Annotated in this window: 10 protein-coding genes; 4 read left to right on the forward strand and 6 right to left on the reverse strand. The window is 46.7% G+C overall.

What is annotated here, in order from left to right; all coding sequences use genetic code 11:
• Positions 1 to 33: 33 nt before the first annotated feature.
• From cas7c to ACZ52Z_RS15340, 6 genes are all read right to left on the reverse strand, one after another.
• Positions 34 to 969 (reverse strand): type I-C CRISPR-associated protein Cas7/Csd2, encoded by a 936-nt coding sequence (cas7c, locus tag ACZ52Z_RS15315; RefSeq protein ID WP_464267644.1) that lies wholly within the window; start codon positions 967 to 969, stop codon positions 34 to 36.
• Positions 962 to 2908: a type I-C CRISPR-associated protein Cas8c/Csd1 gene (gene cas8c, locus ACZ52Z_RS15320; protein ID WP_464267645.1), complete on the reverse strand. Its 1947-nt coding sequence runs from the start codon at positions 2906 to 2908 to the stop codon at positions 962 to 964. The genes cas7c and cas8c overlap by 8 nt, the downstream gene beginning before the upstream one ends.
• On the reverse strand, positions 2905 to 3654 hold the full coding sequence (gene cas5c / locus ACZ52Z_RS15325) for a type I-C CRISPR-associated protein Cas5c (protein WP_464267646.1): 750 nt from the start codon (positions 3652 to 3654) through the stop codon (positions 2905 to 2907). The genes cas8c and cas5c overlap by 4 nt, the downstream gene beginning before the upstream one ends.
• An 81-nt stretch (positions 3655 to 3735) precedes the next feature.
• Positions 3736 to 6066 carry a CRISPR-associated helicase Cas3' gene (cas3, locus tag ACZ52Z_RS15330; RefSeq protein ID WP_464267647.1) on the reverse strand — a complete coding sequence of 777 codons (2331 nt, stop codon included), beginning with the start codon at positions 6064 to 6066 and terminating at the stop codon, positions 3736 to 3738.
• A 291-nt stretch (positions 6067 to 6357) separates the two neighbouring features.
• Positions 6358 to 7278, reverse strand: a complete 921-nt coding sequence (locus tag ACZ52Z_RS15335) for an MBL fold metallo-hydrolase (protein WP_464267648.1) — start codon at positions 7276 to 7278, stop codon at positions 6358 to 6360.
• A gap of 108 nt (positions 7279 to 7386) precedes the next feature.
• A complete protein-coding gene (locus tag ACZ52Z_RS15340; RefSeq protein ID WP_464267649.1) occupies positions 7387 to 8250 on the reverse strand; it encodes an EamA family transporter in 864 nt (287 codons plus the stop codon).
• A gap of 201 nt (positions 8251 to 8451) precedes the next feature.
• Here ACZ52Z_RS15340 and ACZ52Z_RS15345 point away from each other — a divergent pair, with 201 nt between their 5' ends.
• The 4 genes from ACZ52Z_RS15345 to ACZ52Z_RS15360 all read left to right on the forward strand — a co-directional run bounded on the left by ACZ52Z_RS15345 (position 8452) and on the right by ACZ52Z_RS15360 (position 12937).
• Entirely contained in the window at positions 8452 to 9444 is a 993-nt protein-coding gene (locus ACZ52Z_RS15345; protein WP_464267650.1) for a GNAT family N-acetyltransferase, read from the forward strand.
• Between the two features lie 118 nt (positions 9445 to 9562).
• Positions 9563 to 9715, forward strand: coding sequence for a hypothetical protein (locus tag ACZ52Z_RS15350; RefSeq protein ID WP_464267651.1), 153 nt, complete (start codon positions 9563 to 9565; stop codon positions 9713 to 9715).
• 549 nt (positions 9716 to 10264) lie between these two features.
• The gene (locus ACZ52Z_RS15355; RefSeq protein ID WP_464267652.1) at positions 10265 to 11023 is read left to right on the forward strand and encodes an amidohydrolase family protein; all 759 of its coding nucleotides are present in this window, start codon (positions 10265 to 10267) and stop codon (positions 11021 to 11023) included.
• A gap of 447 nt (positions 11024 to 11470) precedes the next feature.
• Positions 11471 to 12937 carry a PAS domain-containing protein gene (locus tag ACZ52Z_RS15360; RefSeq protein WP_464267653.1) on the forward strand — a complete coding sequence of 489 codons (1467 nt, stop codon included), beginning with the start codon at positions 11471 to 11473 and terminating at the stop codon, positions 12935 to 12937.
• Positions 12938 to 12947: the final 10 nt, after the last annotated feature.

The raw sequence follows: 12947 nt of genomic DNA on the forward strand, positions 1-12947 counted from the left end.
CCTGTCGCAAGGCTACCTTGTAGATTTTAGGAACTAATCCTTTACAATTACCACTACATTTTTAGGCAATTCTTCATTTTTAGGTATTACGATATCGGAATAATCGTAAAACTCTCTAGGTGGTCTTGAAGGATCAAGGACGACAGGATTTTTTATTTTTTCAAACAGCTTATGCGCCGGAGCATTCCCAAGAGGTGATCCATGCTTGAAGATGATTAATTTTCTCATTGCCATGAGCCCGCGTGCAGCTGAATGGTCCTGATCAAACATATTCTGTAGAGACTCCCAGAAAAGTTCCAGATCAGCTTCGGTAAAACCTGTTTGGTGCGCCAAGTTAGCCGAAATAAAACCGTGGGTACGATAAAGGGCGTAAGGGACGGTATATTTTCGCCCCTGGATCCCGACTTGGCTTTCCGGTGTTTTATCCTCTGATCGCGCGGCAACAACAGTCAATGAGTGTTCAAGCGAAACAATTGGATCAATGGAGCGAGCAAAGGTCATCTGAACAGGTCCCCTAACCTGTCCCGCATTGGGGCCAGTGCTCATAACTGCTCCAAAAGTCCGGACATCAAAATAATTTGCACACATAAATTCACGCCCTTTTTTTACCTCGCTTCCTTGGGCTTTTCCTGTAGTCTCGCGTTTTTTTCCATCATCAGGATCAGTAGGTTCCGCACTCAGGTCAACACCTAACTCCTCATACCCTTCACGGATTAATTTATTAAGAATTGTGATTTTCTGATCAATTCCTGATTCTTTAACAAATATATCATAAGGTCGTTTATGCTCTTTTGTGAGCTGTACGTAATTACGAACTTTTCTTTTCAAACACACATCAGTTACAAGACCTTTCCCTGTTTCAGCATCAACACGGGGCAAATTACCAGCATCTGGATCACCGTTTGGGTTTCCATCCTGGACGTCAAAAAAAAGGATAAAATCATATCGGTGTTGAATAGGATCAGTCATCTTTGTTCTCCTCAGAAATTTGCGTCTTATTATCCGGATATTTTAAGGCTTGTCGCTGATGGTAATAGCCGACAGCAAAACGCCCTTGGTCGTTTAAAGAAAGCTGGCGAGGGATATCTCCGCTTCCGTCAAGCCCATCCACAATTTCACCAATGAGCTTTTCAAAAAAATTTTTTCCGGAATCAAGTTTTGCTAGATGATGGTTTTTCAATTTCATCAACTGGGGAAAGACCGTTACCGGTGTACTGGAAAACGCACCGTAGTACCGTTCACGGATCGTCTCTATACCCAATGCTTTCGACTGAACCCTTTCAAGGACAGCAAAAAGTCGTCCGAGCAGGTAGGCAGGGCTCTTATTCGAGGTGTCTAATGCCACTTTTATTTCCTCCTCTGATTTATGATAAAATCTGTTATAGCGATTGATACAGGCTTTGATGACGGCAGCTCGGACTCGGGTGATATGCTGCTCTGCTCGGACCCTGCGAATTGTTGCGTGGAATAACGTTTGTGGATAGGGGAAACCCTTGAGAATGGACTCTGTAGTCTGCCCTGCTAGATTCGGGGCTAGATTTTCAAGTTTGTAGTTTAACGAGGCGTGAGATAGCATTGAATTGAGAGCAAAAAATTCTGGTGTATCTTTGTCTCGAACGATCTCAAGATCATCAAAATGCCGTTTGATATGCTGTGCAAATTCGGCAACAGTCCCTGTCAGCCAAAAACGCACGGAAATGCGAGCAGCGTTTGGGGCAAGGCCAAGGACATAGAAACGATTTTTTCCTTCAGTGCTGAGCTTGCCAGAGTCAATGCTCTGGTAGAGTTGTTTTACGGCTTGTATTTTCTTGTCTGGGTCATCTTTTGACTTGGTTAAAACCAAGGGTATGGTCTTCTCAACAATGTTTGTTTTTTCCGACCAAAAAACCGTGGTTGTATCACCAAGAAATACTCGATTATTTTCTGATGAGGTAAGACTATTTAAGGCCGCTGTATAGGCTATCTGTGAATATCTTCCGACTGGTGCATTATAAGCCTGCTGCTTACCATAGGAATCGAATCCTGAATTTTTCTGAAATCCAACCAACTTCCCTGTAGCTTGGCCCCCCCTGATGGGAGTTGGGTTATGTATCCTGTCGATATAATCCGTATTACCAGATACTAGGCAAAACATTTTCTTGTTTTCTTTAAAATCTGGTGTAAGCGCCTGCTTTTTCTGATAAGCAAAAACAAAATTTTTGGTAAGAATAAGTCGATGGTCCCCCTCAAGTTGAAAGGTCAAATTAGCTCCAGCAATGGCTGCGCATTCTAGCCAGTTATCTAATAAAAAAACGTTTTTGTACTCTTCCTTTTTGTAGAAATTTTTGATTGCTTTTACTGCTGGTTCTTCAAGGATTTCGCTAGGAAGTTTATCAAGGGCACTGACAAATGTTTGAAACTGTTTTTTGCTGTCAGAAAAGCTTTTTACAAGAGTTTTTATATTGTTTATTAACGTTTTAATTTCTTTGTTTAATTTTTCTTTTTTAAGCTCTGTGGCGAGCTGCTCCAATTCAGTAGTACTTAAGCGGCTAAGGAGTTTTTCCGATTTTTGGTACTCAATGAGGAATAGGTTTTCAGTTTTTATTCCTTGCAGCAATGAGTTCCTTTTTTTCCTGTCTTTTAAAGCATCTCCTTTTGGGTAACCGAGAACATATCCATAATGGTCCCAAAGAAGATTGGTCTTTTTCCAAGCGGCAGAACCTGAACGACCAACGGCCTGAGGAACAAGAAAAGACTTGGCAACCAGTTTATTTTCTAAACGTTCCCTAGTGTCGTGCAGCCGTTTTAAATTTCCATTGCTGTCAATAATGAGAAGAAACGGTATCTGCTTCCATTCGAATCCAATAGGAGCAATCTCTCCCAAGTCTGCCTTGCGTTCATAGTATTCAAATAATGATTGCAGAATCATTTTCGCACCTCATCACTGTTCCAGGCAGGTACAATAATTTTCCCTGTTTCCATCCATGGACGATAGAACGTAGGGCGTATGTCGTCTGGGTCCGTAAAATCAAGGTCATACAGCATAAACCCGAGATCGCGGGTTTCCTGAATGGGATCAAAACCTTCTGCATACTGTGAGGTATCACCAACCAACTTAAAATGAGCGGAAAACTCACGGCAGCCAAGATATGGCTGATTGAAGCATTGACCTTTCATGGCTCGTCGCTCAAACATGGCAAGATACTTTCCTGGATTCTCATCTTTCCTCCCCTCATACGCATCAATTGAGGCTCGAATATCATCCGCCTCATTGCTATCCCACAAATAGTCTGGGATTGTTTTGAAATTGGCTTTGCGCAGATGCACAGGGATATACTCCAGCCAGGCATGAATCCGATAGCGGACGTCACGTAGGAAAAGGCCGGCGCGCTGCTGGCGGTGGTCCTCTATGAAAATTTCTTTTTTCTTTCCTGAACCGGCTGTTGTTCCGACTTCATTTCTTCGGACAGAAATATTCCTGATAGGTGCCAGCACTTCAATCTCTCGAATATGCCACCTGATTGCAGGTTTCCAAAAAATTGCTTCGTATATAGCCCGCGCAGCAGAGGGTGTTATTACATCATAACTCACTCGTTCCACCTTCATTTCCGGGCGAGTGAAGCAGGCATAATCGCCCCAAATTTCAAGACAGAACCGCTGTTCATTGCTATTCACAAGAAACTCCCTGTTCGTATTTGTTCCGGAAAGTTGAAACCATTCAATCTATGCTTGATTGCACTATGAAAACATTACGTATTATATAATTGCTACCTCACCACCGTAGCCGTCAAAACCCAGGTCTTTGTCGTAAACAGTGGTGTATGCATACTGACACCAAACGCCGTTTATCTCTTCGAAGTACGAGCGAACTTCTAAAAAAACATGTTCAGGGATCGAAATGGTATATCTTTGCAATTTGCGCATCAGTTCACGGTATGGTCCTGTGTAGCGCAAAGTAGTTGTTAATTCCTGCAGATCTTCTTTATCATTCTCGCGCCAGATTACCACTGAGACCTGGCGTTGATTGTCAATTAAATTGAATTTGTGCGCTGCCGACCTGAACTGGAAATTCAATTCAGGTGCATCTTTCACAAGCAGGTCTTCTACGTGCTGTCGGTCAAAGGTGTTCAGGCTGGCAAAAAACAATTCAAAATATTTTTTAAAGGTTTGAGGAAGTAGCTTTTTGCATCCCTCAGGATCAACCTCAAGTATCGCACTACCAGCTTGCTCCCCTTTACGAAGCTGCCCCAACGGCGCTGGTTTTGGCGGTTTAAAAACAAACACTTTCCCTTTCGCCGGGATACCATCTTTCGCCAAAACTCCTTCCCGGTTACATCGCCCAGCTGCCTGTGCGATTGAATCAAAACCAGCCATGGCCCGATAAACTACAGGGAAGTCCAAATCAACACCTGCCTCCACCAGTTGCGTACTAATCACGCAAACCGGTTGTTTTTTCTTAAGCAGATCTTTTATATTTTCAATACACTCACTTCGATGCTTGCCACACATGTTAGCCGAGAGGTGAATGGTGCTGCCACTTCGTTGAGCTGCCACCTTTTTATAGAGTTCTCGACAATCATTGCGGGTATTTACAATACACAGTACTTTTTCATGTACCACCAAGGCAAGGGCGAGGCTCTCCCAATCGCTAAATTTTCCAACCTGCATCACCTCCACCCGCTGGAATTCTTTTGTCAGCTCCTCAGGTGTGGGAGAAACCATAATTTCTCGGCACTGTTCCTCTTTAATAATCGAATAGTAGTTGCCGTTCTCTTTCTGGAAGACCTCTGAGGTTACCGCCGGCTGTGTTGCCGTGCAAAGCACCATTGAGACATTAAAATATTGGGTGAGGCTGTTAATGCAGTGCAAGATGGGTTTGAGGTAGTCCATAGGCAGCATCTGCACCTCGTCAATGATGACCACGCTATTCACAATATTGTGAAGTTTGCGGGAGGAGGATGATTTTGCAGCAAAAAGCGACTCAAAAAATTGGACACTGGTGGTAACAATTATAGGCGCGTCCCAATTCTCAGTGGCCAACTGACTCTGCAATGTTTGCCGATCGGGGTCGAGGGAGCAATGATGCTCGATAACGTTTGTTTCTCCAAAAATTTCTTTATATATCTTAGATGTTTGCTCAATAATGCTTGTAAATGGGATGACAAAAATTATGCGGTCTTTTTTATATTTTTCAGCATGCTCTAAAGCAAAGGCCATGGAGGAAAGTGTTTTCCCACCTCCTGTAGGAACTGTTAAGGAGAAAAGCCCTTGTTCTTCCTTAGCCCGCATGCGACATTGCGAAAGTATTTTTTTCCGTAATTTATTTACAACGGTTGGGGGCGCCTGCCGGCTAAGAGACGCCATATGGGCTTCAAATAATTGCTTGAGTGTTTCAATAGGAGCTTGGTTGCACCGAATCGCTGATATGTCAGGGTTCATAAAACGTTCGGTATCAAGGTAATCGGCATCGACAAGGCAGGAATAAAGCATTCGTACCCACATGTGAAAATGCTCACACCTCTCTGGAAAAAAACCAGGGACTGATGATGGTAAAGAGAGCTCCTTCGTCATCTCTGCAACAAAATCATCCTTTAAGGGTGGAAGCTTTGCTATCTCATCAGGTTTCAATCGGTATTCAAGGCTTCCGCCTATACCGATTTCATGGTACCAGTCCGGCAATCCTCCATGATGCCCTGCAATGAGATAGGCAAGAATCTTTCCAGCCTGTTCACCCCAATTTTGAAGAGCCCAAACCGCACCGTGAGTTGAATGCGGAGCGTTACCCTCACCATCTTTGATATGCGCTTCAGGATCAAAACCACTTTTGGATTTAATTTTACGTTGAAAGACAGATGAGCCTTTCCCTAGGTCGTGGAGTAAAGATGCAGCTGCAATCCAATCTTCACAATAAAATTTTTGAGCAAATTTTACCGCTTTTCTTGAAACACCTTGAAGGTGAGTTTTTAGTTCGTGGGTTTCCCACTCACCGTTTTTATTTCTTCTAACATGAGCGATTGGTTCCATTTTCCAGCCTACTAATGTTCTGATTGCAGCTATATCTACTTTGCTCGCCAATAACTTCGCCATTGACTTCTACTCTACTACAAGGGGTTTATCATATAGTGACAAACCCCCCTATTTTTTTCTATAAAATCTATACCACTGTCACCAATACCTATCAATCCGCAATACTCATCGCTACTTACTGATATAAAAAGATAAATAGCACAAAGTGGCAGTGGGGATTATTCAGTGGGGAGGGCAGGAATCATCTGGATCGTCCTCAAGAGACTGTCAGGAAAGAACAATGAAAATGCGCAAGGGGGAAGCGTTTTCAGGAGGGAAAATAGTGAAAGGCAAAAAGGAAATATCCGACCCTCACCCCTTTCTTTTTCTTGAAGGGAGTTCAAAGGTATCTCCGTCGTTGAGCTGGATGACCTGCGGGTGGGCAGTGCGTGCCTCAGCGGCAAAATCCGCATGCGGACCGTAGCGTTGGGAGAAATGGGTGAGGAGCAGGGTGTGTGCCTTGGCTTGCCGGGCGATTTCTCCGGCCTGTCGTGCGGTCAGGTGGCCATGGGCTGTGGCCTTGTCGGCATCCCGGTCGAGAAAGGTTGATTCGGTCACCAGGAGATCCACCCCGCCTGCCAGCTCCACAGCGGCCGGGCACGCGCGCGTATCCAGTACAAAGGCAAAGGCCTGTCCCTTTTTGTGTACACTGACGTCCTCTATGTGCACGATGCGCCCCTTATGACTAATCTGCCCCTGTGCCCTTAACGTGCCTACGAGCGGTCCGGTTATCCCCAACGCATCCAGCCGCTCCTGCAGCAGGTTCACGCTCGCTTTTTCTTCTATTCGGTAGCCGAAGGTCTCGATGGTATGGCTGAGGCGCCTGGCGGAAATGACCAGGGTATGGTCTTCAAAGATGATGCCTTCCTCGGCAATGGGATGGGGCTTGATAGAGGCGACATCATAGTAGCTGGCCACCCCGCGGATATGGGCAAAGTATTCGGTTCCGGATGCAGGAAAGTAGATTTCAACCGGGTGCGGCACCCTGTCCAGTGACAACCGCTGGAGAATGCTTGACAGGCCGAGGCAGTGGTCGCCATGGAAGTGGGTGATGAAGATCTTGGTGATATCCGTGGCCGTCACTCCGGAAAAGATCATCTGGCGCTGGGTTCCCTCGCCAGGGTCGAAAAGGAACCCGTGCTGGTCCCAGTTGAGAAAGGAGCCGTGCTGGTTGCGGCGGGTAGTTGGTACCTGGCTGGCAGTTCCTAGTGCGGTGAATCGGCGGACAGACATGAGGGGTTACCTGATTCTTCGGTTGGATTGGGTTGTATTTTGGTCCATGGTCTCTGCAGGGGAGGAGTCGGAGAGGATTGATGTCGTATATGTATCCTCATTACCCGGTCACAGGCGCAGGAGAACGATGGAGAGCATGGTCAGGAGAATTCCGATTACCCCGGCAGGTCGTATCGCCTCTCGATAGATAAGGGCTGAGAGGACGATGGCAATAACGAAATGCATCCCCACAATGGCGGCAATCAGGGACAGCGGACCGCGTTCGAGGGCATAGAGGAACGCAAAAAAGCCGGCAAAATTAAATCCGCCCATGATCACGCCAAGGCCCATGGCAGCCGATCGTTTACCCTGGACCGTAGCCTGGGGCAGAGCCCTGGTTATTGCCAGCGACCCGATCATTCCCAGGAAGTAGGACAGGGCCATAAAGGCGAGTTTATCCACATGCAGGGCCGCAAATTTTGATGAAACGCTTGCCGTGGCTCCGGCCAGCACCGCCAGCACGAGAAAGACTGCGCCCTGGCGTCGTCCTGTGGTTTTTTCTTTGGTTTCCGCTCCCATTTGGGTTGTGAGGATGATCATGGCGCTAAGCGCTACCAGCAGTCCCGTGACCTGGGGCAGGGAAATACGCTCTTTGAAGTAAATAATGGAAAAAACAGCGACCACCACCACGTTTAAACGAATAATGCTGTAGGCGATGTTGGCCGGAATATATTTGAGCACCTCAATGTGGGTGACAGTGGCCACAAGAAAGGCAACGCTGTTGATAAGGGCTACACCAAACAGGTAGCCGAGGGAACTTCCATGATGAGACTGGAAAAGGTATGCGCCTGCACTCAGCAGGGTGACGGTGGCCATAAAGGAAAAGGTGACCCATGGCGTAGGGTAGTTTCTTTCGGCTGCGACCTTATACAAAAAACGCTGAATGCCCATCAGCAGCAGAGCGACTAAGGCGGAAAAATACCAGGAAATCATAGCATATCCATTGGACCCGGACGGAAAAAGAGGTTGATGGAAACAGCAACGGTTCAAATAGTAGGCAAAGAGTATACCCGAGAAAGGCTGTAAGCGTCACCCGGCAAACGCAAACGGGTAATTGCTGAAGCACTAAAAGAGAAGTATGAACATGGGGCAGCGCATGGAAAGCACCCCCCCCCTCCCTGGATTTGATGACCAATGCCACGACTCTATCTTGACGAATACCAACAGGCCTTAACCGGTAAAGGAATCTGTATCGCCTGTCGGGAAGGGATCTTGCGGGATAATTTTGCCCATATTCTGGCGGACGTAAAATTCCTTGTCCGCCATGGGATCCACACCACCCTCTACCACAATATGGCCAATCGCTTTGCCAATCAAAAGCATTTTCGTCTGCTGGCCGAGCGCCTGCCGGAGACGGTTATCAGGCGGGTGCCGCCGGAGGTCGATTTTTATACCTACGTGCTGGATAGAGAGCAGTCGGTGTTCAAGTTGATCTTTCTGGAACGAAAATACCTCTGTGACCGAAAAGGGTACCGGATCAATACCCTCACCACCCGGGATACCCTCCAGCAGCTGGAAGACATTGTTGCCAATGTCAACATCGCCGGGGTACTGCACCAGATATGCGACCGGATCAGCGCTGGCGCCTATGATCGTGTCCATATTCTACCGGCACGAAAAAATACGATTAAGCATGAGCTGTTCACGGTTGAGGGGACCGGGACGCTGATTGCCAATAACTTTGAGGAGGAATTTATACCTTCAGTGACTGATCAGGATGTGGAGATGCTGGCCGGTATCCTCGATCTGTACAGGAAAAAGGGGTTTTTGAAGCCGCGCAGCAAGCAGTATCTGCGTCAACACCGTCAACGTTTCCGCCTTACCCTCATAGACGGGATTGCGGTGGGCTGCGTGGAACAGATCGAGATTGATCCCCGCACGGTAGAGCTGGGAGCGTTGGCCATCTCAACCCGTTTTCGCAATCAGCGCATCGGGGTGTTCACGGTGAACGCCTTTGAAAAAGAGGCAAAAGAGAAGGGGTATTCAAGAATAATCTCGCTGACCAACAATCCCCGGCTGCACGCCCTCTACACCCAGCTTGGCTTCAGGCAGGATAATCTACCAGAGTATGCGGTAAGGAGAGAGGCCTCTCCCGGTGTGGTGCTTTTTTGGAAGGATATCAGGTGAGCGGCCATGGCTGCGGTTGACCAGGTAAAGACCTGCTGATACGTGGCAGCAGGTAAGCAGCCTGGCTGCTGAAAAGTAAACGGTGTGATGCACTGGTGCCCGATTGCAGAGGAGGAAAATGTTCGGCAAAAGAAAAGCCCCCATACCTGCAAGGGGAGGTGCGGCATGGGGGCTCAACGAGAAGTGGCAGATGAGGGACAAGGAGATAGCTGCCCATCCACCTAAAGAGGAGAAGGAAATGCTGCTGGTTGCATGCGCAGCATTTGCGTAATGTTACGAAAAAGGAGGTATTCTGTCAACGGTTGGCGAGATATTTAACGCAATCGTAATAAATGTGAACAAAAAAATACCCTCTGTGAATGATGTCGACCACAACGGGTGACCACACGCTGAGGTATGTCGCAGCCACAGAGGGTAAAAGGATGGAAGGTTTTTCCCTCCATGAACGAAAAGTAAACATTCAGCCTCTCCTGGTCAATACCCTGTCAACGGTCATTTGTGATCCTCCGTAGCCAGCCTGCATAATGTCCTTTGCCGTGCTGAACACTCCTGTTTCGGTGGAGGGGATCGGGTAGAATGTCTTTTTGCTGCAAATGTCCTTGATTCGGGAACATTTTCGAGCGATACAGGTGCGAGGCGCTGGGGTGTCAAGAATTGAGGAATGTGGTAAAATGGAAATGTAAGGCACTGGAGTGTGCAATGCACTGAACGTTAGAAAGGGAAAACGTGAAAGTTGACAGGGGGAAGCGGTTTCGCACGCCGAGCTCCAGCCAATCTTCTTGATGCAACGAGTAGGGTAACCCAGGAGTATGAGGGGAAAATGATTATCGATGCGCATGTACATTGCGGTATTCAGGAGACCGCTCCGCCGCAGGGGTTGCAGGATTATTTGCATTATAGTCGTGGTTCCGGCATTACTGGGGCGGTGATGTTTGCGCCTGTTGCCGAGGTCTATGACCGCTGGGATTATCATTTTGTGGATACCGTTTACTGGCAGCAGAGGCGAAAGCGCGCCAATGAATACCTGCTGTATATCGGCACAGATGATTTCCGAGTGTTCCCGTATTTTTTTATCTGGAACGACTTTGCCATTGACCAACTAACGGCTGAGCATAAGGGCATCAAATGGCATCGTCACGACGATGAACCCGAGTACCATTATGCCAGTGAGTTGTGCGCCAAAGCGGTGGAGGAGATAAAAAGACGGGATATGCCGGTGGTGCTTGAGGAGGAATTAGCCAACACCATTCGCTTCATCCAGGAAATAGCTCCAGGTGTCAAGGTCATCATTCCCCATCTGGGTGGCCTCAATGGAGGGTACGAGGCTATCAAGGCCAACGGTCTGTGGGATTTGCCCAATATCTATGCGGACACCGCTCTGGCAGCCTCGCATGAAATTCAGGATTATATTCACCATCATGGTGTCGAGCGATTGTTTTTTGGTTCAGATTTTCCCTTTGGCAATCCGAAAAACGAACTGCAAAAAGTCTTGCGACTCAAGATTTCAGCTCAGGAAAAAGACCGTCTTGTTGCTGGGAATATTCTTGAGCTGATGGCCGCAAGCAATATCTCCGGCTGAATGCAGCAGGCGTGCATTGATCCAAGGGAATGGGTAAGGCCAGGGCAAGCATGGGCAGCCGTGAAATTATGCGCCTGCTGTGCGATGGGTTCATAATACCATTTGCTGCAGGCGACGTCGGCAGTTCTCTTCCCAGCCTCTTGAAGTGGTTCAAGGGCAACAATACCCAATAGAGAACATGCATAGACCGTTGATGTTGATGGTGCGAAGGCTGCCGAAAGCATCGTTTACTGCCGGATTGTGCCTTGCCCTGCGAAAAATTTTATTGACGAGCAGTCAGGGCCAGGATTCTGTGTCTAGAGTATTTAACCGGGTTAGAATGGGTGAGTTTTTTCAGCTTTTTGTTTGGTTCCAATGGGAAAAAGTATAAAAAACAGCGTAGAGCGATAAGATCTGTAGTAGGAAATGATAAGGGGATAGGATGGGTATGGCGCTTCTGATGATCAAATGGACTACGTAGCTATTATGATTCAAAAATTATTAGCCAGTATAAACATAGAGGAAATACTTCAGCCCTCTCATCACGTATTGGAAAAAGTGAATGCTGGTATTGTAATCTATGAAGTGGAAGGAGATGCATCAGATTTCAAGTTTTCATATATTAATAGAGCAGTTGAAGAGATAGAAGGTATTCGTAAAAAGGATGTAATCGGGGAAAAAGTAACAGAAGTTTTCCCTGGTGTTAAGCCGTTTGGATTATTTGATGTCTTTTCGAGAGTGTGGAGAAGTGGGGAGCCAGAGCATCATCCTACGGCATTCTACAAAGATGGACGAATCTCTGGCTGGCGGGACAACCATGTCAACAAGCTCTCCTCCGAGGAGATAATAGTTGTCTATATTGACCACACCAACCGAAAGGAGGAGGGTACAGATCAAAGGAAACCTGAATATTTTTACCACACTGTATTTGATACCATTCAAGATGGGATTACTGTTTTGGACACAGAGCTGAATATAGTCAAGCTCAACCAGGCAATGGAGCGATGGTATTCACCACAAATGCCCTATTTGGGGAAAAAATGTTATGAGGTGCATCATCGCAGAACCGCTCCCTGCGAGGATTGTCCTGCCAAAAAAGCAATTGAAAGCGGTACTCCGCAGACACAAATAGTACCACGCGGCGGACCTGCCGGTACCCCAGGATGGATCGAGTTATCAGCATTTCCAATTATTAGCAAGGGTGGTGAGACAATAGGTGCGGTTGAGTATGTTCGGAATATAACTGCTCGAAAAACTGCAGAGGACAATTTAAAGGACTCAGAACAACAGCTGAAAGAAGTTATAAATTTTCTTCCGGATCCCACGTGGGTTATAGACAAGCAGGGAAAGATAATATACTGGAATCATGCCCTGGAACGATTGACCAAAAGCAGTTCATCGGAGATGCTCGGCAAAGGTAATTATGCATATGCAATGCCTTTTTTTGGCAAGAGAAAACCATTGCTGATTGATTTAGCGCTCAATCCCGACATAGAGATAGAAGGTCCATACACTTACCTTGACCAAGAAGGACAGATATTAACAAACCCAGAGGGTTTTTATCCGCTATTGGGTGAAAGCGGATTGTACCTTTCGGCAACGGCCTCGCCCCTCTTCGACGCCTCCGGAAACATAGTTGGTGCTATTGAGGCTGTCAGAGATATCACCGAACAAAAGCTTGCGGCAGTTGAAAAAGAGAAGATTGTTAAACAAGAACTTAATAAAGCGCTTTCCAACGTAAAATTACTCAGTGGACTTTTGCCTATTTGCTCTTTATGCAAAAAAATTCGCGACGACGGTGGCTACTGGAACCAACTGGAGGAGTATATTCACACTCACTCAGAGGCAACATTCAGTCATGGAATGTGCCCAGAATGTGAAAGAAAGTTCTATGGCAAGGAAGATTGGTATACCGAGCTGAAAAAAAATAAATGATTTGTTCCAC

This window comes from Desulfogranum aggregans, assembly GCF_055398265.1.

What these genes read in the sequence shown, in the direction of transcription:
- cas7c (WP_464267644.1), bottom strand. Translation starts at nt 969, where the DNA reads ATGACTGATCCTATTCAACACCGATATGATTTTATCCTTTTTTTTGAC.
- ACZ52Z_RS15345 (WP_464267650.1), top strand. Translation starts at nt 8,452, where the DNA reads ATGCCACGACTCTATCTTGACGAATACCAACAGGCCTTAACCGGTAAA.
- ACZ52Z_RS15350 (WP_464267651.1), top strand. Translation starts at nt 9,563, where the DNA reads ATGTTCGGCAAAAGAAAAGCCCCCATACCTGCAAGGGGAGGTGCGGCA.
- ACZ52Z_RS15355 (WP_464267652.1), top strand. Translation starts at nt 10,265, where the DNA reads ATGATTATCGATGCGCATGTACATTGCGGTATTCAGGAGACCGCTCCG.
- ACZ52Z_RS15335 (WP_464267648.1), bottom strand. Translation starts at nt 7,278, where the DNA reads ATGTCTGTCCGCCGATTCACCGCACTAGGAACTGCCAGCCAGGTACCA.
- ACZ52Z_RS15340 (WP_464267649.1), bottom strand. Translation starts at nt 8,250, where the DNA reads ATGATTTCCTGGTATTTTTCCGCCTTAGTCGCTCTGCTGCTGATGGGC.
- ACZ52Z_RS15360 (WP_464267653.1), top strand. Translation starts at nt 11,471, where the DNA reads ATGGACTACGTAGCTATTATGATTCAAAAATTATTAGCCAGTATAAAC.
- cas3 (WP_464267647.1), bottom strand. Translation starts at nt 6,066, where the DNA reads ATGGCGAAGTTATTGGCGAGCAAAGTAGATATAGCTGCAATCAGAACA.
- cas8c (WP_464267645.1), bottom strand. Translation starts at nt 2,908, where the DNA reads ATGATTCTGCAATCATTATTTGAATACTATGAACGCAAGGCAGACTTG.